The organism is Peribacillus sp. FSL P2-0133, assembly GCF_037975445.1.
Classification (GTDB): domain Bacteria; phylum Bacillota; class Bacilli; order Bacillales; family DSM-1321; genus Peribacillus; species Peribacillus simplex_E.
In genome coordinates this window covers 1539560-1563965 of record NZ_CP150254.1, presented here as the reverse complement: position 1 = coordinate 1563965, position 24406 = coordinate 1539560, and the positions used below count along the sequence as shown (strand labels likewise).

The 24406-nt window shown below is 39.9% G+C and carries 27 protein-coding genes and 1 pseudogene; 11 read left to right on the top strand and 17 right to left on the bottom strand.

The features are described 5' to 3' along the window. Window positions 1-582: 582 nt before the first annotated feature. Window positions 583-1245 carry a YkyA family protein gene (locus MKY17_RS07525; protein ID WP_098371138.1) on the bottom strand — a complete coding sequence of 221 codons (663 nt, stop codon included), beginning with the start codon at window positions 1243-1245 and terminating at the stop codon, window positions 583-585. Between the two features lie 212 nt (window positions 1246-1457). Between MKY17_RS07525 and MKY17_RS07520 the strand changes: the two genes are divergently transcribed. Together MKY17_RS07520 and def are read left to right on the top strand one after the other, a co-directional pair. Beyond that, window positions 1458-1616, top strand: a complete 159-nt coding sequence (locus MKY17_RS07520; protein WP_098371139.1) for a YjcZ family sporulation protein — start codon at window positions 1458-1460, stop codon at window positions 1614-1616. Between the two features lie 239 nt (window positions 1617-1855). Then, the gene (gene def / locus MKY17_RS07515) at window positions 1856-2410 is read left to right on the top strand and encodes a peptide deformylase (RefSeq protein WP_098371140.1); all 555 of its coding nucleotides are present in this window, start codon (window positions 1856-1858) and stop codon (window positions 2408-2410) included. Window positions 2411-2457: 47 nt separating this feature from the next. On the opposite strand, the gene MKY17_RS07510 is transcribed toward def, so the two are convergent. Further along, window positions 2458-3225 (bottom strand): Cof-type HAD-IIB family hydrolase, encoded by a 768-nt coding sequence (locus MKY17_RS07510; protein ID WP_260397991.1) that lies wholly within the window; start codon window positions 3223-3225, stop codon window positions 2458-2460. An 890-nt stretch (window positions 3226-4115) separates the two neighbouring features. Here MKY17_RS07510 and MKY17_RS07505 point away from each other — a divergent pair. The 3 genes and pseudogenes from MKY17_RS07505 to MKY17_RS07495 all read left to right on the top strand — a co-directional run. Next, the gene (locus MKY17_RS07505) at window positions 4116-4325 is read left to right on the top strand and encodes an RNA polymerase epsilon subunit (protein WP_034314070.1); all 210 of its coding nucleotides are present in this window, start codon (window positions 4116-4118) and stop codon (window positions 4323-4325) included. A gap of 3 nt (window positions 4326-4328) precedes the next feature. Continuing rightward, window positions 4329-5999: a ribonuclease J1 gene (gene rnjA, locus MKY17_RS07500; protein ID WP_034314071.1), complete on the top strand. Its 1671-nt coding sequence runs from the start codon at window positions 4329-4331 to the stop codon at window positions 5997-5999. Window positions 6000-6518: 519 nt separating this feature from the next. After that, a pseudogene (locus tag MKY17_RS07495) lies at window positions 6519-6828 on the top strand (hypothetical protein); the annotation flags it as partial. Here the strand turns inward: MKY17_RS07495 and MKY17_RS07490 are convergent. From MKY17_RS07490 to MKY17_RS07475, 4 genes are all read right to left on the bottom strand, one after another. Then, window positions 6753-7412 carry a TrkA family potassium uptake protein gene (locus tag MKY17_RS07490; protein ID WP_098371142.1) on the bottom strand — a complete coding sequence of 220 codons (660 nt, stop codon included), beginning with the start codon at window positions 7410-7412 and terminating at the stop codon, window positions 6753-6755. The pseudogene MKY17_RS07495 and the gene MKY17_RS07490 overlap by 76 nt on opposite strands. Before the next feature lie 62 nt (window positions 7413-7474). After that, the gene (locus MKY17_RS07485) at window positions 7475-8599 is read right to left on the bottom strand and encodes an N-acetyldiaminopimelate deacetylase (RefSeq protein ID WP_098371388.1); all 1125 of its coding nucleotides are present in this window, start codon (window positions 8597-8599) and stop codon (window positions 7475-7477) included. 74 nt (window positions 8600-8673) lie between these two features. Then, entirely contained in the window at window positions 8674-9384 is a 711-nt protein-coding gene (dapD, locus tag MKY17_RS07480; RefSeq protein ID WP_098371143.1) for a 2,3,4,5-tetrahydropyridine-2,6-dicarboxylate N-acetyltransferase, read from the bottom strand. A gap of 124 nt (window positions 9385-9508) precedes the next feature. Continuing rightward, the gene (locus tag MKY17_RS07475; RefSeq protein ID WP_063231999.1) at window positions 9509-10393 is read right to left on the bottom strand and encodes a LysR family transcriptional regulator; all 885 of its coding nucleotides are present in this window, start codon (window positions 10391-10393) and stop codon (window positions 9509-9511) included. Window positions 10394-10506: 113 nt separating this feature from the next. Between MKY17_RS07475 and MKY17_RS07470 the strand changes: the two genes are divergently transcribed. After that, window positions 10507-11244 carry a sulfite exporter TauE/SafE family protein gene (locus MKY17_RS07470; protein WP_098371144.1) on the top strand — a complete coding sequence of 246 codons (738 nt, stop codon included), beginning with the start codon at window positions 10507-10509 and terminating at the stop codon, window positions 11242-11244. A 43-nt stretch (window positions 11245-11287) separates the two neighbouring features. Here MKY17_RS07470 and MKY17_RS07465 read toward each other — a convergent pair whose 3' ends face one another. The 4 genes from MKY17_RS07465 to MKY17_RS07450 form a co-directional block, all read right to left on the bottom strand. Continuing rightward, entirely contained in the window at window positions 11288-12793 is a 1506-nt protein-coding gene (locus MKY17_RS07465) for an MDR family MFS transporter (protein WP_286177008.1), read from the bottom strand. Window positions 12794-12919: 126 nt separating this feature from the next. Continuing rightward, on the bottom strand, window positions 12920-13360 hold the full coding sequence (gene cbpB, locus MKY17_RS07460; RefSeq protein WP_063232001.1) for a cyclic-di-AMP-binding protein CbpB: 441 nt from the start codon (window positions 13358-13360) through the stop codon (window positions 12920-12922). Window positions 13361-13482: 122 nt separating this feature from the next. Next, entirely contained in the window at window positions 13483-13629 is a 147-nt protein-coding gene (locus tag MKY17_RS07455; RefSeq protein ID WP_098371146.1) for a hypothetical protein, read from the bottom strand. A gap of 94 nt (window positions 13630-13723) precedes the next feature. Next, on the bottom strand, window positions 13724-13963 hold the full coding sequence (locus MKY17_RS07450; RefSeq protein ID WP_034314086.1) for a YkuJ family protein: 240 nt from the start codon (window positions 13961-13963) through the stop codon (window positions 13724-13726). 184 nt (window positions 13964-14147) lie between these two features. On the opposite strand from MKY17_RS07450, the gene MKY17_RS07445 reads away from it, so the two are divergent. Further along, a complete protein-coding gene (locus MKY17_RS07445) occupies window positions 14148-15107 on the top strand; it encodes an MBL fold metallo-hydrolase (RefSeq protein ID WP_098371147.1) in 960 nt (319 codons plus the stop codon). A 92-nt stretch (window positions 15108-15199) separates the two neighbouring features. Then, window positions 15200-15433, top strand: a complete 234-nt coding sequence (locus MKY17_RS07440) for a glutaredoxin family protein (protein WP_076366808.1) — start codon at window positions 15200-15202, stop codon at window positions 15431-15433. Between the two features lie 78 nt (window positions 15434-15511). Here MKY17_RS07440 and MKY17_RS07435 read toward each other — a convergent pair whose 3' ends face one another. From MKY17_RS07435 to MKY17_RS07420, 4 genes are all read right to left on the bottom strand, one after another. Beyond that, the gene (locus MKY17_RS07435) at window positions 15512-15997 is read right to left on the bottom strand and encodes a DUF3993 domain-containing protein (RefSeq protein ID WP_179891038.1); all 486 of its coding nucleotides are present in this window, start codon (window positions 15995-15997) and stop codon (window positions 15512-15514) included. Between the two features lie 181 nt (window positions 15998-16178). Next, a complete protein-coding gene (locus MKY17_RS07430) occupies window positions 16179-16406 on the bottom strand; it encodes a hypothetical protein (RefSeq protein ID WP_098371149.1) in 228 nt (75 codons plus the stop codon). Between the two features lie 74 nt (window positions 16407-16480). Next, window positions 16481-17686, bottom strand: coding sequence for an EAL domain-containing protein (locus MKY17_RS07425; RefSeq protein ID WP_098371150.1), 1206 nt, complete (start codon window positions 17684-17686; stop codon window positions 16481-16483). A gap of 189 nt (window positions 17687-17875) precedes the next feature. Then, window positions 17876-19732 (bottom strand): SLC13 family permease, encoded by a 1857-nt coding sequence (locus MKY17_RS07420; protein ID WP_286177009.1) that lies wholly within the window; start codon window positions 19730-19732, stop codon window positions 17876-17878. Window positions 19733-19895: 163 nt separating this feature from the next. Here MKY17_RS07420 and MKY17_RS07415 point away from each other — a divergent pair, with 163 nt between their 5' ends. Next, window positions 19896-20759, top strand: coding sequence for a metallophosphoesterase (locus MKY17_RS07415; protein WP_098371152.1), 864 nt, complete (start codon window positions 19896-19898; stop codon window positions 20757-20759). A gap of 172 nt (window positions 20760-20931) precedes the next feature. On the opposite strand, the gene crcB is transcribed toward MKY17_RS07415, so the two are convergent. Together crcB and MKY17_RS07405 are read right to left on the bottom strand one after the other, a co-directional pair. Then, a complete protein-coding gene (gene crcB, locus MKY17_RS07410; protein ID WP_098371153.1) occupies window positions 20932-21294 on the bottom strand; it encodes a fluoride efflux transporter CrcB in 363 nt (120 codons plus the stop codon). Next, entirely contained in the window at window positions 21291-21671 is a 381-nt protein-coding gene (locus MKY17_RS07405; protein WP_098371154.1) for a CrcB family protein, read from the bottom strand. Before MKY17_RS07405 ends, crcB begins: the two co-directional genes overlap by 4 nt. A 117-nt stretch (window positions 21672-21788) precedes the next feature. On the opposite strand from MKY17_RS07405, the gene MKY17_RS07400 reads away from it, so the two are divergent. Then, the gene (locus MKY17_RS07400) at window positions 21789-22151 is read left to right on the top strand and encodes a hypothetical protein (RefSeq protein ID WP_179891039.1); all 363 of its coding nucleotides are present in this window, start codon (window positions 21789-21791) and stop codon (window positions 22149-22151) included. Window positions 22152-22441: 290 nt separating this feature from the next. Beyond that, complete coding sequence (locus MKY17_RS07395; RefSeq protein ID WP_098371155.1) at window positions 22442-22948, top strand: YkyB family protein; 507 nt, start codon at window positions 22442-22444, stop codon at window positions 22946-22948. A gap of 55 nt (window positions 22949-23003) precedes the next feature. Here MKY17_RS07395 and MKY17_RS07390 read toward each other — a convergent pair whose 3' ends face one another. After that, window positions 23004-23909, bottom strand: coding sequence for a chemotaxis protein (locus MKY17_RS07390; protein ID WP_098371156.1), 906 nt, complete (start codon window positions 23907-23909; stop codon window positions 23004-23006). Window positions 23910-24406: the final 497 nt, after the last annotated feature.

The following is a 24406-nucleotide window of genomic DNA, read 5'->3' as shown; positions in this document are numbered from 1 at the left end:
TTGCTTTTTAGTTTCTTCAACAATTCATTCTTTTATTTTTCCCTTAAGACCAATCCTCAAACGTGGATATGCTTAATATGTCTCAATCTTATTCTGTACCATAAAAAAAATCAAGGAAAATGATACAAGAATTTTTATAGATTAAGTTTACAAGATGAATTAACATCAAGTCAATCACTTGGAGTTCCTTATAATTTTGATTTTATAGAATTTCCAATACTCATACTTCTTCTCTGTATTAGTTTTGACTTTACAACTGTACTATTAAATTTCCCCTAATTTTCAATTTAAGGATGGCAAAGGATAACATTTAAATCCCCCAGCATATCGGATCAATTCCAAAACCGCTTTAACTATAGGCATTTGAGCCTTCGGAATAATATTCCAAAAAAATTTTCAAACGCTTTCATATAAGTCTGCTGTTAGAATTTTGATTATCGTTTTTTTTTAGTACAGGTATGAAAATTCCCCTCAAGCTGGTTGCACAAAAAAGGCTATTCTAGAATTTTCCAGACCCTAAATGAACTGGATTGAACAAAAATATGGGCTGTGAGTGAGAATCACAGCCCATCATTATTTATATTATTTTGTTGAATCAGCCATTTCTATGCCGGAACTATCATAAAAACTTTCTTTTTTTTGATTTGATTTTTCCGTTAATGCATTAAATTCCTCATTCGCTTTCAAAACCTCTGTATAAGAGGTATTTATTTTCTCGATTTGCACTTGTAATTCATCCATTTTCAAATCCTCTTTTTTAAATAGTTCATATAATTCACGATCATAAGCCAGACTTTGTTGATATGCATCATATAAATTATCGTAGGTGCTATAGCGCTCACTCATGACCTTTTTCATTTCAGTCGCTTCTTTTTTTATTTTTTCATCCTCTATTTTCCCGATTTGTTCATCTATCTGATTGAATTGTTCTTTTGAGGATTGCATACTGCTTTGTTCCTTTTCAATTATTTTTTCCCTTTGGTCGATATTCTTGGTGGCTTCATCTGAAAGCTCGACGATCTGTTCATAATCATCCAATCCAAGTTTAATTATTTTCTCATATTTTTCTTTTTCTTTTTTCTCCAAATCATTAAGTGGCTCTTGATGCTCGGTGAAATCACTTTCCTTTTCTGCAGTTTTCTCTAGGATTTTGTGGATTCTTTCTTCCGGTGAACCATTAAAACAACCAGTCAAGATCACAAAAGAAAGAAGTAAAATAACATATGGACCAAAACGATTCAACATAGACAGCTCCTTCTGATAGTACTTCGAAGATTCATATTTCTCTAAATTCCCTTATTAGCCGCAAACACTTGTTACAATCATATTCCGAACAGGTTTTTTTCATTACTGGGCGCCAGCCTACACCCTTTAAGCCATACTGCATAGGCTGTAGGGACCGTTTCAAATCAGAGTGGTCAGCATTTTAATAATACAAAAAACGGAGGTATGAAATTATGTATGGAGGTTACAACCAGGATTGTTGTTATCCGGTTTCCGTTGCACCCAGCTATGGTTATGGTGATGGTGGAGGCGGCTGCGGCTTTGGAGGCGGCTTCGCTCTAATCATTGTCCTGTTCATTCTGTTAATCATTGTCGGCGCGTGCTTTTGCTAACCAGATAATTACTATTACCTTTACCCGAAAATGTTAACTATTTACCCTAATTCACAAAAAATGATTTATTTTTTTAAATAGACCTCAACACGCAAATAATATAATGGCTGGGATAGGAATTAATGACTTGATTCCATCCCTTCCATTTTTCTTTCATTAGATCATCCATTAACTTTCAGTATTTTTTTTGTTAAAATAATCCTATACATATTATAAGAATTTTTGTGGGGTGAAAGATTATGCTTACCATGGATGATTTTGTTAATGAAGACGATCCAATCTTAAGGCAAGTCGCGGTAGAGGTTCCGCTTCCGGCATCAAATGAAGATAAGCAACTTTTAGCCAGCTTGATGGAATATGTCCAAAACAGCCAGAAGCCCGATATTGCTGCACTATACGGGTTAAGGGCAGGAATTGGCTTGGCTGCACCACAGGTGAATGTTTCAAAAAGGATGATCGCGGTTCATTTGAAAGAAAAAGATGGTCAACTGTATAGCTATGCACTTTTCAACCCTAAACTCATCAGCCATTCAGTGGAAAAAGCATATTTGACATCCGGAGAAGGCTGCCTTTCCGTAAATCGTCCCGTTTCCGGCTATGTGCCCCGTTATGCTCGAATAACGGTTGTGGGTACGGACCTGGAAGGAAAATCGGTTCAGCTCCGCCTGAAAGGCATCGCAGCCATTTGCTTTCAACATGAAATCGACCACCTTAATGGAATCATGTTTTATGATCATATCAATCCGGAAGACCCCTATGCCATACCGGAAAATTCAATTGCGGTGGAAAGGTAACGTAATAAGCAAAACCCCCGTCTGTTGGTTGACGGGGGTTTTGTTTTTTATATCAGTTCAAGTTCCTTCAAACCAAAAAGTATGCCATCATCATCGACATCCTTGGTTACAAAGTCGGCCTCTTGCTTCACAAGTTGACCGGCATTCCCCATTGCCACGCCATATCCCGCTACTTTTAACATCTCTATATCATTTAAGCCATCTCCAAAGGCGTAAACATCCTCCAGAGCAAACCCGACTTTTTCCATTAATATTTTAATGCCTTCAGCTTTTGAACCCCCGAATGGAAGAACATCCGTTGAATACTCATGCCATCTAATGAAATGGAAGTCATCATATTTCCCAACAAAGTTCCCTTCTTCATCTTCCGAACAGAATAATAAGGCTTGGTATATATCATGGTCCTCATAAAAATCTGCCACATGTTCAGGGTGGGGAAACTTCAGGCTGCTTAATGCTTCTTCAATTCTGCTATGATGTGGAACACTCGATTTCATTGTCTCCTCATTCATGAAAACGATCGGTATTTCATTTTTTTCAGAATGTTCGTGGAGCCGTTTTATCTCAGGTATGCTCAAAGGGTTTTTATAAACGACTCTCCCTTCAAAAACAACGTATTGTCCATTGAAACTTACAAATGTATCGATACCAAGCTCTTCCCTTAAAGATTCGAACATAAACGGAGCCCTTCCTGTGGCAATCGCTACAAAAACCCCGCTATCCTGCAGTTGCTTAATGGCTTTTTTTGTTGAAGCAGGTAACTTTTTTTCATGATCAAGCAACGTTCCGTCAATATCAAAGAATACGATTTTCACTAACGATTCACTTCCAATTCATTCATTTTTTCCTTTTTTAATATGTACCCATTTAATAATTGTCATCAAGATAAGTCAAGTAACACAACCGGATTCCACTCAATTTACGTTTTTTATTCACGAATGGGCATATACTATTCTTAATAGAAAAATAACTCAGGCTTCTTAGATTACTTCTCCCATCCTTCTTGCCTCCAAAAATCCCAGCTGCATGTTTGAATGAGCCTTTTTTTTCAAAAATGGGCCAAGGACCTGTAAAGACGTATTTACATTATTGAATAATCCTATACAATAATAATTAAGGGAGCGTGATCGCCATGTTAAAAAAGCTTCGTAAAAAGCTTGCTAAACAATGGAATGATCTTTTAAGAAAAAAATCTATCGCATAATTTGCCACTCATTCCTGCCTTGGCCGTCATCCATATGCGAATTTTTTTCGGACAGTCCTTCAAAAACTTGCGGAGGGCTTCTTCCTTGTTGTAAAGTTCTTGTTAAGCATTCTTTCTTTCTATCTTGGCTTTTATATGGTCAGGTGAATACATATTTCAATAAAGATATGAGGCGTAGTGTTTTCATGAAACGCTGTACACAGTCGTACTGTATTAATTAGAAAGAAATCGTTTACGAAAAAAAAGATCCCATGATTTAAGTTTTACACATGGCAAAAACGGATAGGATATAAGATAGAGGAAGACACAATTGGATTGATACCAGAATCGGCCATCTATTTTTTTATATACTTTTATACATTGGTATATTTAATTCATCAAACCCCTTCCGTTTTTATGGCGGAGCTGGGTTTATTTTTACATGATGTTGAAAAACATGAAAAAATTGTTGTTTTTATATATAATGAAAAAAGCAATGCAAACAAGTGAGGAGAGATTAAAATGGTTTTTAAGGTATACTATCAAGTAACCATATCAGAGGTTCCCATCAGGGAGAATACTAAAACAATGTTTGTCGAAGGTGAATCCGTTCGTGACGTTCGTTTAAAATTAAAAAAGGAACCTTATAACGTAGAAATCGTATTACCTGTAACCGGAGCATATTTAGAATATGAAAAACAAAATGAAGATTACAAAGTATTGGAGCTATAATTTATGAAATTTGTAAAAAACGATCAAACAGCTGTATTCGCCCTGGGCGGTTTAGGCGAAATCGGTAAGAACACATATGCTGTTCAGTTTCAAGATGAAATCATCATCATTGATGCTGGAATTAAATTTCCTGAAGATGAGCTTCTCGGTATTGACTATGTGATTCCAGATTACAGCTATTTAGAGAAAAATGTAGATAAAATTAAAGGTGTTTTCATTACTCATGGCCATGAAGACCATATTGGCGGGATTCCTTATTTACTTAGAAAAGTGAATGTCCCTGTGTACGGCGGAAAACTGGCACTTGGACTGCTTCGTAATAAATTGGAAGAACACGGCCTTTTACGTCAGACAACCATGATTGAAATCAGTGAAGATGAAGTGATCAAGTTCCGGAAAACGTCCGTCTCATTCTTCCGCACAACTCACAGTATCCCTGACTCTTATGGAATCGTTGTAAAAACACCACCTGGACAAATTGTCCATACTGGTGATTTTAAATTCGACTTCACACCAGTGGGCGAGCCTGCAAACCTGACCAAGATGGCTGAAATCGGTAAAGAAGGTGTATTGTGCTTACTCTCGGATAGCACTAATAGTGAAGTGCAGAACTTTACTATGTCCGAAAGCCGTGTCGGCGATACCATTCAAGACATTTTCCGTAAGGTTGACGGCCGGATTATTTTTGCAACGTTTGCATCGAACATCCATCGTCTTCAGCAAGTTGTTGAAGCAGCCGTGGCTAACGGCCGTAAAATAGCCGTTTTTGGCCGAAGCATGGATTCAGCCATATCAATTGGACAAGATCTTGGTTATATTGTAGCGCCTAAAGATACATTTATTGATGTACAGCAATTGAATCGTATGCCTGCGAATAAAGTAACCATCCTTTGTACAGGGAGTCAAGGTGAACCAATGGCAGCATTGTCGCGCATAGCGAATGGCACTCACCGTCAGATTCAAATCATTCCTGGTGATACTGTAGTATTTTCATCTTCACCTATCCCAGGTAACACAATCAGTGTTTCCAGAACGATCAATCAATTATATCGTGCAGGAGCAGACGTCATTTCAGGTCCTTTGAATGACATTCATACATCAGGACATGGCGGACAGCAGGAACAAAAGCTAATGCTTCGTTTGATTAAACCAAAATTCTTCATGCCAATCCATGGTGAATACCGTATGCAAAAACTACATGCCCGCCATGCAGTCGATTGCGGAGTTCCGGAAGAAAATTGCTTTATCATGGATAATGGTGAAGTTCTATCCCTAAGTGAAAACACAGCGCAAATTGCTGGTAAGATCCCTTCAGGTTCGGTTTATATCGATGGAAGCGGCATCGGGGATATCGGTAATATCGTTCTCCGTGATCGTCGAATCCTTTCCGAGGAAGGCCTTGTCGTTGTCGTTGTCAGCATCAATATGAAGGAATTCAAAATTGCATCCGGACCTGACATCATCTCACGCGGATTTGTTTATATGAGAGAATCTGGAGACCTTATCAGCGATGCTCAATCCTTGATAACTAAGCATTTAAATAAGGTGATGGATCGAAAAACTACACAATGGTCTGAAATTAAAAATGAAATTACAGACACTTTATCTCCATTCCTATATGAAAAAACTAAACGCCGTCCAATGATCCTGCCGATCATCATGGAAGTCCAATAATAAAAAAAAGCCCAGCCATCATTTGGCTGGGCTTTTTTTGTTTAGATTTGTAAATCTCGAACGTTGAATTCCACTCCAGGCACTCGCTTTCCGCGGGCGGTCCGGGAGCCTCCTCGGCTCCTTAGCGCCTGTGGGGTCTCCCTTGGACGCGTACTCCCGCAGGAGTCTCGAACACCCATTCCAATCAACTTTGTTTTAACAGTTAGATAGAACTCCTTTTGCCTACAGGCTTTTTTGTTTTAAAAAAGGAGTATTAACACTTGAGGTGATAAGGATGCTTGAATAGATTTTCTATCGTATCTTAATGGAAAGCTTCCAAAAGTAAACTGATAAGAAGCATATATTTGTTGATTCCACACTGTGGAAAGCCAGTGCCGGAAACACGAGTTTATCAAGTACGCCTTCAAGAAGAACTAAATCAAAATAGAGAGTACAAATCATCCAACCTATTTGTGCGACTTGTTCACTTTTATCACAGTGTACGAAAGTAAAGATCATTTGTGTCATTATGTAGATGTAAAATCTATATATGCGAAACGCAAAGAAACAATATTGCGTGTACTCGCAGATGTAAAAGAAAAGAATGGTTTTCGTAGGACTACTTAAGGGAATTAAAAAATTGTCGATGCAGGCAATTCTCTATAACTACTTCAAATCCAATAAAAAAACAAAAAGGTTTCGGAATGAGACCATTCCAAAACCTTTTTGTTTTCCTTTGATAAAAGCGCTGCTCGATTTTAGCATGACACTTACTTATTCTACAATCTTTTTTTCGAAACGATTGATGTCGGAATCTGCTCCAATGACGATCAATATATCGCCTTTATGAATTAAATCGTTTGCCTGAGGAGAAACATTGATTTCATTCCCTCTTTTGATCGCGACTATATTCAGCCCATAATGAGCACGGATATCAAGGTCAAATATCGAGTTTCCATTCATCTTTTGGCTTGCAACAATTTCGACGATGGAGTGTTCATCAGAAAGCTCTAAATAATCGAGAATATTATTGGAGACGATATTATGGGCAATCCTTCTCCCCATATCTCGTTCGGGGTGCACGACATAGTCGGCCCCGATTTTACGAAGAACCTTCTCATGATAATCATTTTGCGCTTTAACCGTAACATTTCCGACACCCAATTCCTTAAGCATAAGAGTCGTCAATATACTAGCTTGAATATTCTCGCCAATCGCTACAATGACGTGATCAAAATTCCGAATCCCTAAGTTTCTCAGTACATTTTCATCTGTCGTATCCCCTACTACGGCATGTGAAGCTATTCTGGCAAATTCATTCACTCGATCTTCGTCAGCATCGATAGCCAGAACCCCTAATCCTTCTTCAGCTAATGTCTTGACTATGCTGCCGCCAAAACGGCCAAGTCCAATCACCGCAAATTCTTTTTTCACAATAAGCCCTCCAACGTCATTCGTTCTCTCTTTAGAGCATGTTCTGTACTGAAAAGCATTTTTTACGCTTCGCTTCCTTTAAACGTTATATAGTCCGTTAAGTGATTGATCGCGAGTTCAATCGCAGTTTCATCCGGACTTAACTTAGCGTGGTGCAATCCGTAATCCGATGAAACCCCCAGCCAGAACATGAATCCTGGAATCTCCTTTAACATATAACCAAAATCTTCACCAGTCATCGCTTCCGTACAGCGATGCAAATGAACAGCAGTTGACTTCTCTGTAAATTCCATGAATTCCCGGGTCAACCGTTCTTCATTATACACCTGGTGATACATCGCACCATAGTCGATTTCAGCCAAGCACTCATATCCCACTTGTATGCCATCCACAAGCGCTTTTATTCTTGCCTTGACCTTTACCATCGATTCGGGGTTAAGGGTGCGTATTGTGCCTTCTAACCGCGCTGTCTCCGCAATAATATTTTGAACGGTGCCTCCAGTAATCTTCCCAACTGTAATGACAGCTGAATCAAGTGGATTGACATTCCTGGAAACGATTGTTTGCAGCTGCCCTACAAGCGAGCATGCCGCAATGACCATGTCATTTGTTTCATGCGGATAGGCTGCATGCCCTCCTTTCCCCCTCAAATCGATGAATAATTCAGATGTATTGGCAAATAGAAGCCCTTCTTTAACGGCAATCGTCCCAACTGGATACTCTGGAGCAATATGTAATGCAAGAATCATATCCGGCTTCCATTTTTTCATCGTTTCCGATTTAAGCATGGGTTCAGCTCCGCCAGGACCCTCTTCTGCGGGCTGGAAGATGAATAGCAAGTCATCATCGATTGGATTTTCGGTGAAATATGTCAATAATCCCAAACCTATGCTCATATGAAAATCATGACCGCAGGCATGCATATATTCATCGTGGTTGGATGCGAACGGCAATCCAGTTTCCTCTTTTATCGGCAGACCGTCAATATCAGCCCGGTAGCCAATTGTTTTCCGCGGGTTCATTCCCTTCACTTTCACGAATATCCCAGTCCGCCAAGTTTCTATTTCCATTCGCTCCGGGGCCAGTTTCATTATGTAATTCAGTAGGTATTGCTGCGTCTTGAATTCTTTGAACCCTATCTCCGGTATTTGATGCAAATCACGCCGGATCTCGGCAAAAGGATTTATTTTCACATTATTTCCTCCTATACAGAAAGCGTGGATATATTTATCCACGCTTCAGGCAATATTCACTAAAGAAATTAAAGTTGACGAAGTTCTTGCATGATTTCTGTTTTTGATTTTGTTTTTTCGTCAATTTGTTTAATGACCCTCGCCGGGATACCAGCAGCCACGGAGTAAGGAGGAACGTCTTTCGTTACAACTGCACCAGCCGCCACAACTGAACCTTGACCGATTTTCACACCTTCTAGTACGACCGCATTAGCTCCGATTAAAACATCATCTTCCAAAATGACCGGTTGTGCGGAAGGCGGCTCGATGACACCTGCTAAAACGGCACCTGCACCTACGTGACAGTTTTTACCCACTGTTGCACGCCCGCCCAGTATTGCGTTCATGTCGATCATTGTGCCTTCACCGATGACAGAACCAATATTGATTGATGCACCCATCATGATTACTGCGTTGTCTCCAATGGATACTTGGTCACGGATTATTGCGCCAGGCTCGATACGGGCTTTGATGCCTTTTAGGTCCAATAAAGGAATGGCAGAGTTTCGGCGATCATTTTCAACTACATAATCCTCGATTTTTGATCCTGCTGCCTTGATTGCTTCTTCGACTTCAGACCACTCACCGAATACAACACCTGTATTTCCTGTTATGAAAGTTTTAGAAGCTGGACCAAAATCCATGCCTTCTAAATCGCCTTTGACATATACCTTTACAGGTGTAGATTTTTTACTATTTGAGATAAAAGAAATAATTTCGTTTGCATCCATTTTATTCATTCCGGGTAAACCTCCTAAATATGTATCATTACTCGTTTTAAATTTACCAGACAACTGCCGGCAAGACAAGTTGAATGTCACTCTTATATATTATTCTCCCCTATTGACATTTTCGTCAGCTGACCTATAACATTCCTTGGTCGCGAATATGCTCTTTCACCACTTCCGTGAATGCTTGCACTTGCTTTAACTGGAAGGCAGATTCATAGCCGCAAAGCCATGTATCTCGTTCGATTGAGTGGTTATGCCCATCCAGTAGAGGGATTTTAAAAACATTCGTATCTTTATCATGTAAAGTGATGGCTGGCAGGATTGCATATCCTATACCATTGAACACCATTTGTTTGCATGTTTCGATTTGATCCACGACAATGGTGTTTTTTGGCGTCGTTTTAAATTGCCGATGCCACCAGTCCTGGATTTCCTGATAATAATTCGAATCGCTTTTAAACTGAATGAATGGCCGGTCCGTTTCGAACACTTGATTCAGTTCCTTCATTTCAGTATCCACCAAATAAAGCATATCCGTAAACAAATGCTGTTTTACCCCTTTCCAATCCGGGGCTCCCCTTATGATGCCAATATGCACCTGTCCTTCATACAAAGACTTTAAAATTTCACTGCTCCAGCCAGTGATTAAGGAAATTTTGGCATACGGATATTTTTGAACGAACTTTTTCAATACTTGGGGCAGCCAATTTTGGCCGACAATCGAAGCACAGGCTATTTTCAAAGTCCCATATACTTCATGGTCCATAGCTTGAATACTTTCCCTGACCTTTTCTTCTTTTTCGATGACCTCATTGGCCAAACGAATTACCGCTTCACCTGCAGGCGTCAGTGACAGCCCTTTTTGTGAACGCAGAAACAGTTTCGAGCCCCAATCCTTTTCTATGGATTGTAAACGCTGTGATAAAGCCGGCTGGGAAACGAACAACCGCTCAGCTGCTTTTCTCATATTCATTTCCTGAGCAAGCACGGATAATAAATGAAATTCTGAAAATGACATACACACCAACCTCTTGATAATTAATTCTTATCATGATGATTTAATTTATTTAAATTTTATTATCAACAAAGTCGGCTTATAATACAAGAGAAAAGAAACGGGGTGAATATCCTTTGACGATCATTTTACTGCTTGTCATCAGTTTTGCAGCATCCTTTGTCGGCACATTGGCTGGGAGCGGCGGCCTTATCGGAATGCCATCCCTTCTTTTGATAGGTTTACCCATACACCAGGTTATTGGTTCAGTCAAATTTTCCAATATGTTTTCTTCTTTTTCTAGCTTTTATATTTTATTCAAGAAAAAACAGCTAAAATTGAAGGATGCCCTCCAGTTAATCCCATTTGCCCTTTTCGGTGGCTTATGCGGTGGCCTGCTTGCTAATTCATTCTCTGAGAAGGCAATGAATTTGTTAGCCATCTGTCTCTTGACTGTCGCTTTGATCATGAATTTCATAAAAAAACCGCAACCTTCCGATGAATCGGATTGGCATCTCCCAAAAAAGGTTTATCCATCCCTATTCGGAATCAGTGTCTATGACGGAATGTTCGGACCCGGACAGGCAACCATGCTCATGTATACCTTTTTAAGAAATGGTGCCACCTACCTTCAATCCCTGGCCTTTACTAGATTCCAAACTTTCATTAGCTGTACAGCTGCATTCATTACCTATTTCATTGCCGGTAACATTGCATGGGAGATTGCCATTTATTACACGATCGGTTCCCTTATCGGATCACAGCTAGCCTTGCGTGTGGCGCAAAAAATCTCCACTCGACAATTGAAATTCATTTTACATTCGGTTACGATCGCATTGTTAATTCAATTGGTCATCAGAGTCGCGTTTCCTTAAATGCAAAGGCAAACTCTCCATATAAAGAGTCTGCCTTTTTTCCCTACGCCTTCTTATTCTTCCTTAGTCTCGTAAGTAACAGGAAGCTGATTACAGAGAAGACTAGAACAATTAGATAAATAGTCTGTAGAGACAATGTAAGTCCTTCCTGTAAAACATTTACCACATTTTCAGGAAGCGACATGCGTTCTTCACTGTTCAACAGTTTATTTGCCGTATCTATCGTCACTCCCGAGCCGGCTGGCGCATGTTCATTCAAGTAGGCTTGAAGCCTCATATTCATGATTCCTCCAAGTAATGCAGCACCTACAGTATTTCCTAAATTACGCATGAACATATTGGAAGCTGTCGCAATGCCCCTTCGTTCCCAGCTGACGGTTTTTTGAATGACGACAATGAATGAGGTAGAAGTCAAGCCCATGCCTACACCGACAAAGAAGGATCCCATGGCAGCAATAATCGGCCCAGCCTCCGGCTTCATCCACACCAGGATCAAGCTCCCAAGGATCAATGAACACCCTCCAAGGAGGGAGGTTGATTTGAATCCTATTTTCATCAATAACCTGCCAGAGACCATTGATGCGATCGGCCAGCCAATTGACATGGCTGTCAATGTAAAACCAGCTACCGTAGGCGAGCGTTCCATCACCCCCTGAACGAATGTCGGGAGGAAACTTGATAATCCGATCATCATCACCCCTGTCGTCAGGGATACAAGATTGGCAATCAGAATGGAACGCTCCTGCCAAATTTCAAATGGCATCATCGGTTCGGCCGCTTTCTTTTCCTGAAGAATGAATAAGATGAAGGTGATGATGGCCACTAATGCCAAGGATATGACTGGAGCTGAAGCCCATGACCATTTCACTCCTCCTTCTACGAGTATCACCATAAGAGTGGATATGGATAACGTCAATAGCGTTGCACCTAGGTAATCGATATCACGTTTTTTCTTTTCGATATTTTCATGAAGGAAAAACCAAATCCCAATAAAAGATAATAAGCCCAAAGGGATATTTATCCAGAAGACAAGCTTCCAAGTCAGGGACTCAACGAGCAAGCCGCCCAAAGCTGGCCCCATGACAGCCGAAATGCCCCACACGCTCGATAGATACCCTTGAACGCGTGCCCTCTCTTCATTTTTATAAATATCACCAACAATTGTCGAAGCTACAGGAGCTACTGCCCCCGCCCCAAAACCTTGTATAAAGCGATATATGATGAGTTCCGTCATAGAATCTGCAAAGCCGCAAAGAAGGGAGCCAATTAAGAAGACAATGATTCCAAATAATAAAACAGGTTTTCTCCCGAGAATATCCGATAGCTTTCCATATATCAAGACTGTTACAGCGTTCATTAGCAAATAACCTGAAAACACCCAGCTGTAAAGTGAAAAACCGCCTAAATCACTTACAATGGCTGGCATTGCCGTCGAAACGATCGTTCCTTCAATAGCATTCATAAACATAGCCAACATGATGGCAGCTAATATGAAGGGACGTTTCAATTTTTTATTCTGCACCTTAGCACTATTCACTTCTTGGCCCAATTTCAGCATCCTCCCCTAATAGACCCTACTGTTTATAGACTTTACCACTAGCTGGATTAAATATGTAAAAACAAGAAAACTCGCCAACTGGCGAGTCTTGAGGTTAACTATCATTTTAAGCCTTACTTATTTATCGGGTGTATTTTGTTTAAATACCTTTTTCAGGATTGCTCTTCTCGTTAAGATACCTTCAAATACATGTTCGTCATTCTCCACACAGACAAAAGGATGATCAATCAACAATTCCACACCCTTGGTCAATGTATCTTCAATATGCAGGCGAGGTATTTCTATATTCATTATTTCGGAAACTTTTTTATTCTCAAGATTATCAAATTCAATTCGTTCCAGTCCCAAGATTGAATCAAGAATGACTGGTGTGCTAATTAAACCATGCAGTTTATACATCGGATCTAACACAGGAATGGCCGTATAACCGCTCTTTGTTAATACCAATAGTGCATGTTCTAAATTATTGGTTACCTGCACGTGGGCCACGCGTTCAGAAGAAATCATTAAGTCTTTAACGCTGGATTCCAATAAATCCCCATCATGAGTACCGATCATGTTAAAACCCCTTACCATATGTTTTTATATACAGCTCTTTCTATAGTTTAACATATGTAAGCAGAAAAGGCTCATTCCTAGACCAATAAAATCCCAAACGGCGGGATTTCTGCAAGAGATCTTTAGCCTTTACTAGTTTTGATGTTAACCTGTTTAAAACCGCATTCCGGGCATTGATAAATCACATTTTGGTTCGATTGTGCCGTTAATACATTATCCATTTCTCTTTCCTCACCGCATGCTGGGCATATTACCATTGGATTTTTCATTTTACATCCCTCCAATTAATAAGATGTGTAAATTTCACTGCTTCATTCACAATAAAAAAGCCGCTTCCAAAGGAGGCGGCTTTTCGTAATTTTTTTAAGATTGAAGAAGATCAAAGATTTCAATGGTAATCATATCAATATTATCGAATTGATATTTGGATGATTTCCCTTTATCACTGTATACTTCAAGCTCGAACATTTCTGTTTTGCTGAAATATGTAACCTGGCACTTTTTCACACCATCTATTTCAAAAAAACGTTGAGCAGATTCAGATTCCTTCGCTTGCTCTTGAAGACTTTTCAATCTGGTAAGGATGCCCTGTAATTGAGACATACTCCCTCTCCTTTCTGAATAAAACCTTTTCGATAGGTTTTCACTATACCATACTTTTCTATCCAGTAGCCACGCTGAAATAAATTCAGAATAATTTAAAACTTCATTCTTTACATGGCACTATTAACAGAATAAAATAAGGAATGGATTTTGTACATGAAAAATTTTTTGGGGGTAGATTCTGTTGCAAAACATTAGTGAACTTGGTTATCGCATTTCATTGATTGATGGTTTTGATTTGGATAGAAGAAATCGTACAGGTACATATGTAATTGCCGATGAAGACATCACATTAGTCGAAACTTCCGCCAGCCCTTCCATCCCCCACTTAATGAAGGGGCTCGAACATTTGGGAATCGCCCTCGAAGATATTACATATATCATTCTTACCCATATTCATTTGGACCATGCAGGTGGAGCAGGACTTTTTTTACAGCATTGCCCGAACGCCAAAGTGATCGTCCATCCAAAAGGTGCACGTCATCTAGAAGATCCAACACGTTTGATTGCTGGGGCTAAAGCAGTCTATGGTGAAGAATTCAACAAGCTTTTCGATCCGATTTTACCTATTCCGTTTGAAAGAATGCTGATTAAACATGATCGGGAATCCCTGCAAACAAGTGATAATTCAAAGTTGACCTTTTATGACACTCCCGGGCACGCAAACCATCATTTAAGCATATTCGATTCGGTTTCAAAAGGGATGTTTTCAGGTGACACCATAGGCATCTATTATCGTGAACTCGATGAAGAAGGTCTGGAATTTTACTTACCTTCCACATCGCCAAACCAATTTAACCCCGAAGCGATGCTTGCAGCAGCGGAATTGTATGAAAGCATCGGCGTCGAACGTATATATTTTGGCCATTATGGGGTTTCCGAAAACCCTAAGGAAGTATATAAACAACTTCATTACTGGCTGCCTAAATTTGTTGCGACTGCCAAGTCGGCATATAAGGAATATGCGAGCTTTGAGGAACGAGTGGCAGCGACCAGTAAAAATATTTTCACGGAAGTCGCCTTTCATTTAGGCGAAAAAGGAATCACCACAGATCATCCTGTTTTTGAAATCATCGCCATGGACCTGAATGTTTGTTCCATGGGATTGATAGACTATCTGGTAAAACAGGAAAAAGTTAAGTAGAACGGTACTTGGGGTGTTTTCCTATTCAAATGTCCTGGCATCCTCTATAATGAAAAAATAAACCTTACCTAAAGAATACATGGAGGATTGAAATGAAAGACGTTACGCTATATACCCAACCTGATTGCCCTCCCTGCAAAATCATGAAAATGTTCTTTGATGATAATAATGTCGTTTACAAAGAAAAGGATATTAAAGCAGATGGACAAGCCCGAAAAGAATTAACGAATAAATACGGTGCCTATTCCACACCTACGGTCGTCATCGATGGGAAAGCCATTGTTGGTTTTGAATTGGACGAAATAAAAAAAGAACTGAATATATAAAAAAAGTCTAGAGAAGGCCGTGACCTCCTCTAGACTTCTTCATTTCAACTCCATATTTTTCAATTTAAAGAACTTTCCTTATTTCATTTTATCACTTTCATACTTTACATCCATTACCTTCCAAACGCCATTTTCCTTTTTCAAAGTAACTGATTCAACATGTTTTTCCATCGATACCGGTCCGTCCCCAGTGTCCTGGAACTCCTCCTGAACATAAATGACATCACCGTTTTTCCCATATACAATTTCCGTATTCTTGTCATAACTGAAAAAAGGGATATAATACGGAGCGAAATCTGATCCAAATGCGGTATAACCGCCATCGACTTTCACTACATTCGCTTGGACAAACTTCTTGATGAAATCACCTGTGAAATGTTTATCCAACTTCCCTTCTATCGCTTCCTTAGTACGTACTTTCTCACTGATCGAACCTTGGTTCTCCATGGCATCCTGTACCAAAGATAGTACTTCCTCTCTATGTAAGCCCTCCGCTGAAGCAGTGAACCCTCCACTCAAAAATAAAAGGACACTGGCAAGACATGCAACTAGATACTTCCTCATTACAATCATCTCCTTGTTATAGAGTTTCTCCTAATGGTTATGATTTTTGCCTATGCCTTTCAATACCCGTCAAAATCAAAGCCAAACTACAAAATCAAATTCTTCGGGATACCTTGATACCATTACCCATTCTTCACAATAAAAAAGGAGATTTCATGATATTGAAATCTCCCTCTCACAATTATCGAAAAGCATAGTAAAAAATAAAACCGGCAACCAAAATCGTCCCGACGAAAAGGGAAACGAATACCGGGTTCATTAAATAAGGATGTTCTTTAACGGAATCATCGATAGTCGAATCATATCTGGCCTTCACTTTCTGTGCCCTTGCTACAGAATAAGTATAAAAGAGCAGATATAATGCCATGATTGTAACGATTATGATTAGAATCCAGATGTACGTGCTCAAAATATGTCTCCTCCAAGCGCATCATTTCTGCTTATCGTTACACATTTAAAGCGATTATATTCATGAATCGATATTTATAATAGTGCTTCATTTTCATATAAATAACTATAAGAAAGATCACAGAAAATGTATTCCTTATTATTCAGGGGATATGAAAAGGTCCGTATAGTTTCCCCCGTTTCGATATCACTGTATAAATCGGATAGTATTCCTTTTTTCTCATTGCGCATCTTTACGATATTTTCGAGAAAATAAGGTCTCCAGCTCCAATTTTTATTCATATAATTGGGTTGGACTAACCATTGCCCGTCCTTATGTAGGATATTGGGGGATTTTTGATACCCCTCTTCATCACAAATATAAAGCCGAAAACATACAGAATCCAACTTTTTCGCCAAAATACCGAGAAAATCTTCATGGGAGCCGTTCCGCTTTTGCTGTTTTAAGAAATTTTGCATATTCTCGTTGAATTGCAAAGTCTTTTGATAAACGGCTTCAAGCTTCTTGGTCTCTAAAGAAATGAAGGACTGACATTCTTGATGGAATTTTTCACGAAGTAAATCTTTATTAATGAATTCGCCTTCCGGTTTCGCCAAAAAATACCCTTGATAATATCGTCCCCCATTCTTCCATGCAAAACGAAGCTGGTATTCGGACTCAATGTTCTCAAATAGTAAATTGGCGCCGATTTTTCGCGCAAGCATGCTTAGAGAAAACAGGATTACCTGATAGGCATCTCCACCTGAAATGCGAAGCTGGTCCAGGTTAACTTTTAAAATATTCGGAGAAATCTGTGCGATTCGGTCCAATTGCGTATCTTGTCCTAAATGATCTAAAGCTATCTTAATCCCATATGTTCTAAAGTAAGCAAGCACATGCTGCAAAGGATCTAAGTTTTCCGGGCTGATTGTGTCTGATAATTCCAGTACGATCCGGTGCATTTCCTCCGGTTGAAAATGACGATGTAAAATCTCCATGAATTCTTCGCCATGATCCAGCATAAGCAAATTAGGATCCCTGTTGATAAAGATAAGAAAATCTTCACCATAGTCTTTTATTCTCTCCAAAGCAATTTCAAGTACGTAATTATCCACTTCCACCCTATACTCTTCCGGCACTGCAGAATTGTGAAAAAAAGGTCCAAGGCTTTTATATTCCGATTGTTCCTCATAGCGCCCTAGAATTTCATACCCGATTACCTGATGTTGATCTGCACTGAAAATCGGTTGAAAGAATGGTGTCACCCTGTCTAAATTCTTTAATATCTTTTCTGTATCCATGATGCATCTTCCCCCTAATTACGAAAACACCAATATGCCAAAATTATACCATTAGTTTCTTGCATTGATAATAAATATTTTAATTCCTACTGCATAACTCTTTTTTCAGAACCACATTCATCCAATCCATTTGAAAAGAAACACATTGAAAAAGCATTGTCCATAAATGGAACAATGCCTTATGTCTTATCAAAAAGGGAAGAACCACGGGATCGTGATCACCATGATAACGCCAATGAAGATCTGTATGGATATCCCGATCATGATAAAATCTTTATGCTTGTAATCACCCGCCGTCATCACAAGCGCGTTGGTAGTGGCAACCCTTGGAGTCGATAACGCCAAACTGCCAGCAACGGCAAGGCATATAAACACAGGTAGGGGATCGATGCCTTGATTCACCGCAGATGTCAGTGCAATGGGCGTCATGATTACCGCCGCGGCTCCATACGGGATGAATTGGCTCAGGATCAGTGTCAGGAGATAAAAGAACGCTAATATGCCGTGTGCCCCGATATTACTGAATAAAACGGCCAGCCAATCACTTATCATCCTCACTCCGCCCGTATTATCCAATGCAGCCGTTATTCCGAACATGGCTGCAATCAAAAGAACAGGTTCCCAGTTAATCTTTTGGTAAGCATCCTCCATCGAACGGACACAGCCAGTGATCACCATCAACAATGCGGCCGTCAATACCGATAGTACGGCAGGGACGGACTCCATCGATAATAGAATGACCATCAATGCAGTGATTCCCAAGGCAATCCATGCTTTGCCCTTGGAGTTGACCGGAGAGCCATCTTCCGAGGTACTTCCAATAACGATGACATCCTGTAAATCCGAGGAAATCCTCTCAATGTTCTCCCATTCCCCATGTATCAGGATTGCATCCCCCGGTTTAAGGCGTTCCGTTCCGACATCGGCTTGAATATATTCGCCATTCCGATTGATTGCAAGCACATTACATTGGTATTTCTCACGAAAATGCACATCAATCAAGGTTTGATTTTCATAATCCGAGTTCGGGACGATCAATATTTCTGTCAATCCAAATCTACTGCTAAGAAAATGTTTCTTTATTTGTTCGGTATTGAAATGTTTAAACTCCAGTTCATAGTTAAGTGCCAATCTCTCAACTGCTTCTTCTTCCCCAAACACCAAAATGATATCTTCAGGATGAAGAACCTCATCCGCCCTTGCTGAAATCGTCAGCTGTCTTTGCAACAGCGGTAATTGCTTATCCTTTGGCTTCCGCTGGATTTCAATCAAAGTCAATTCATACTGAATAGGAAGCTGGAGGTCAGACAGCCTTTCTCCAACAATATCAGAAGTAGCGGGTATATGCAGATAATGCAATCTGTCATATACTTTGTACATGCCTGCAAGCTCCCCTGCCGACAGTCCCTTGACACTATTGTTCGCGGCAATCGTCTTCTCGGGAAGCAACAGGCGTCCGAGTGTCAACATGAAGAATAACCCTGCTGCAAAGGCGATCAAGCCCACGGGTGTAAAGTCAAAAAACTCTAATGTCCCTATTCCGTTTTGCCGTAAGACATCAGCAACGATCATATTGGAGGGAGTACCTGTCAGTGTTAATAGCCCTCCAATACTGCTTGCATAGGCAAGTGGCAATAAATACCTTGTCGGACTTGTTTTTTGTTTTAAGGCCATGCTCATAACGAGCGGAAGCAGTATGGAAACAATTCCTGTTCCGCTTAAAAAGGCACTTAATATTCCTGCTGTCAGCATGACGATAAGCAGCGATTTCCATTCACTGCCCCCACATAAACCCAACAACTTATTTCCTGCCTTTTCCACGATTCCTGTATTTAACAGGCCGGCACCGACTATAAATAGCCCAGCCAGCATGATGACCACTTGGTTCGCAAACCCGGCCACTAGTTCATCCAATGTAAGAATCCCCAGTAAACCCAGAATGGATAGTGCACTAAGTGCAATTAAATCTGCTCGAAATTTCCCTTGTATAAAAAGCGCGATCGCGCATAGAAGTATAATCAGTGTAATAAACATTGGTTCGGTCATCATGTTACCTCCGTATAGATGTTCAATTTCAAACCGGATACGGTTTCATCAAACTCCAGTTTACATGTTTTTCATATGCTCATAGAAGATATTTTCTTCATTTTATGTATATTGTTTGTTAGTATGAGGAAGTAACATTTTTATATTAGATAGGTTGATTAATTTGAATAAACCCATATCCAGAAGAACATTCTTAAAGAAAAGTTTTGGTACATTGGCTACCTTAACCGGTTTAGGTATTGGCGGAAACTATTATGCCCATAATTTGGAACCTAAGTGGTTAGAAATCAAGCATAAAATCATCAGCCACCCGCTTATCCCAAAAGGTTTTCATGGCATGAAAATGGTCCAATTCAGTGATACGCATTTAGGCTTTCAATTTCAGCTTAAAGATTTACAAGCAATTGTCAATAAGATAAACCAACTGGACCCTGATGTTATTTTATTTACCGGAGATTTGATGGACCAGCCTAATAAATATAAGGATTACCAGAAAATCCCTCTCGTTTTAAATCAGCTCAAAGCGCCACTTGGAAAGTTCAGCATCTACGGTAACCATGATCATGGGGGATATGGCTCAGAAATTTACAGCGATATCATGGAAAAATCCCATTTTACCATGTTGCAAAATACCTCAACTAAGATTACCTTATTAACGGCTGAAGAAATAGTCATTGCCGGGGTTGATGATGCCATGCTAGGAAAACCTGATTTTGAAAAAGCACTATCTGGCATTCCTGAAGAAGTGTTCACCATTATGCTTTCGCATGCCCCTGACCTTGCCGACACATCAAGGACTTATGACATCCAGTATCAAATAAGCGGTCACAGTCACGGAGGACAAGTACAAATCCCCTTTGCCGGTGCCCTTGTAACTCCCCCATACGCTGAAAAGTACCGGGAAGGCACGTATGAAATCGATTCATTAACTTTACATGTTAATAGAGGGCTTGGCACTACCCGTCTCCCATATCGTTTCCTTTCACGTCCGGAGTTGACAGTTTACGAATTCCAATCCGAAAAATGATAGGAAAAGAATACAGGGGAAAACCGCCAGACTTTTTAACAAAACCTGTGCGAATAAAACGACTTGTTGCCATAAATCATGTGTAATGGACTCCTATGAATTATAGCATTAGAAGTATATCTGAGAAAACCAGGTTTTTTTTACCAGTACCAAATGGTAGTTGCCATAAAGGTTATACCATACTTAAATAGCCGCACAGGAAAGTTCCGATACACCCTAAAACAGACACCGTTATATAGATAAGGCTATCTATATAACGGTGTTTCCTAATAAGTTCAAGTGTTTCCATGCTGAATGTTGAAAAGGTCGTAAAAGCACCCAGGAAACCTATTGTCAGAAAAACCTGCAAAGATAAAGCCCAGCTTTCTTTCTGTGGAAGCGCCATTCCAAGCCCAAAGGAACCTATAAGGTTAATCAGTAAAATGCTAATGGGTATCGAGACGGCTGGCAATAGCCTATTAAAAATAATCTGCAAGACATATCTTGAGGCCGCTCCCAAAAAGCCTCCTATAAATACCAAAAGAACCTCAATCAAAGGGACTCACCTCTCCGTCTATTAAAAAGTCCCAGTCCGAAGAAACCAGCAACCAAACCAAAAAAAAGCGTGGCACCAATATACAGTCCCGCCAATGCCAGAGAAGTCTGCAGTAGATCCACCACTTCTTGTGAAAATGTGGACATCGTGGTGAAACCGCCGCAAAACCCGCTGCCCAGCGCTAAAAAAACAAGCGATCTCTTTTTCGAGGCGAAATAGCCATTGATCATTCCAAGTAAAAAGCTGCCTACTATATTTATTAAGAGGGTTCCAAACGGGAAGAAGGAATGACCAGCAGTCAAGATTACGCAATATCGCAATATCGCTCCAGCCGCTCCTCCAAAACCGACTGCAAAAATGCTTTTAAACCGATCCATCAAGGTCCCCCCAAATTATTCTCATAAGTAGATTCATTATAACAGATTAAGATGAAACAGGCTCTTTTCTTAAAAAAATCCATACTATGTAAAGAATTTGAGAAAAGGAGGCAAATTATGCAAACACAGTATTTTCCTTACTACCACTATCCGCAGACCATTATGCTACAGAACGATTACAGAAATGCATATGGGAATGAATATGGACCTGAATATTGGAATGACGAGCGCTTCTTTCCTTTCTTTCCGCTATTGGCGCCTGTAGCTTTTGTTGCAGGATTGGCAATTGGACCGTTGCTATTCAATAACCGTCCACCTATCTATCCTGTCTATCCTCCATATCCTCCTCCATACCCGCCCGCTTACCCTCCTTACCCCGCTTATCCAGCGTACCCTGCTTATCAAGGCTTTCAGGGTAACCAGCAACAATTCGGCGCACAGGCTGGGGTATCTGAAAATATCAATATATACACTAAATAAGGGTTGGAAAGAAGGCGACAAAAGCGCCTTCTTTTTCTTGGACTAAAAGGCGTCGGATTGAATTTTACTTCCCTATATATTTTGAAGTGGTATAATATGAAAATGAATAGATGGTAAAGTGTTGGGAAATGATGGTCATACCCTAGAGATGTACATGCATTATTTTTTCACTTTTTTCTGCCTGGTTGCACACACGTCTCTATTTCAACCAATATATAAAAACGGGTTTTTACTGAAGGAAGTCTGTTTATAACGTCCTTCTAACCTCATTAAGAAAAGGAGTTTCCACAATGAACCAAACGAAAGGACATTCTGAAAGGGATGAGTTTTCGATAAACTCCCTTGCCCAAGCCGTGTTTATTGTCAATAAACATGCAAAGACTGCATTGGAGCCCAAGAATTTATATAATTTAAAACGACTCGCATTAAGCAAGCTTATGCAAGAAGGAAAAGCGAAGAAGATTGGACTTCATTTCTCTGATAACCCTCGCTTTGCAGCACAACAATCCGACGTCATTGTCGAATGCGGATCATATGTTTTTCATTTACCTCCCACAAAGGAAGATTTGAAAAAACTACCCCACCTCGGCAGCCGGGCAGCTTCCATACGGAACCCTAAAGCCGCGTTGTCATTATCCAAGGCAAAACAGATCCTGCAAACTTACGTTGGACAAGCAGGTGAAAAACAACCGAACAATACCAACATCGAGAAAAAGGCTCACGGACGTGGGTCGGTCAAGCAACCTTTTCACAATCCATTCCCATCCTCCTTTTTAGGAAAAGGTTCCAAGTATTAATCATTGATAAACCAAACGGGCCGTGAGGTAACGCCTCATCGGCCCGTTTTCACATTCATAATACCAATCTGTCTATCAACTTTATAAGCTCTGCAATTTCTGGCTTGCTGATTTGTGCGTTAGCCCCTACGACCTGACCTTTATGACGAAGGCTGTCAGTAATCAAAGAAGAGAAAATAATCACCGGCAACCCAGCGAGTTCCCCGTTTTCCTTTATTCTTCTAGTCAAATGATGTCCATTCATTTGAGGCATCTCAATATCGGTAATTACAAGATGCACTTCATCTTCAACCACTTTTCCTGATTCAATTAAATTCTCCAGATAATTAAATGCATCAAGTCCATTTTCATAAAACTCCAAGTACTTGAATCCCGCTTCTGACAATGTATCAAAAAGCAGCTTTCTCAGTAATGGAGAATCTTCTGCAATCAGGATTCTCTTGTCTGAATTTTGCCGGGTACCAAGCTTTTTAACCTGTTGGATGTTTATTCCTGATTCTGGATTGATTTCGACCACTATTTTTTCAAAATCAAGTAATAGTAACATTTCTCTATTTAATTTTATTACTCCGATAATCTGACTTTCAAGGCCTTGATACATATCCGAAGACTTTTCGATTTGGGACCAGGAAATACGGTGGATCTGTGTTACGGTATGGACATGGAAAACCACTTTTTGCTGATTGAATTCAGCCACTATGAATTTATCCTGCTCAGGAGTTTCAGATGGCGGAAATCCTAAAGCATACGCCACATTCACAACTGGCAGGACTTCTCCACGAAGTTCAATGATCCCCTCCACATTTGGATGGGAATGAGGGACAAGCGTGATGGGGACAGGATTAATGATTTCCTTCACCTTGATTACGTTAATGCCGAATTTATTCTTTCCGAGACCGAATTCCACTATCTCAAGCTCATTCGTGCCACTTTCCAGTAATATTCCTTTATTTGCTTCCATTGTGTCATCTCGCCCTTCTCTTACTTTTTCATTTCATAATTCCACGAAAAATTATGGTTTTATCAATGAACTCATACCTAATAATTCGGTTAAATATTTCTTTTGTTTAGAGCACAGATAAAAAAAGGATCAAGAAGTGATTATCTATTGAAGCCAAACTAAAAAGGGACCCATCAGAGTCCCCCTTTTTCCAAGTTCATTTTTCACCATTGCCATTCCGCCCATCATATCGATCGTAAAGGGCCTGTCTCTTCGACATTCCCCCCTCCATGATATAACCGACATGGGTATAAAGCAGACCTGATAGGGTGGTCGCAAAATAACGCCCTTCATCCCTTCCAAACCCTATTCGCATTTAGAGGAAAGCAACAAAGAATATAAAATAAAGCTTATATGCATGTGGAAAAGTGAATTGATGATGGTCCCCCCGATTAAAACGAATAAACCATTCGTTTTCCCTCAATTTCCATTATAAAAAAATACTCATCTCAAATGAA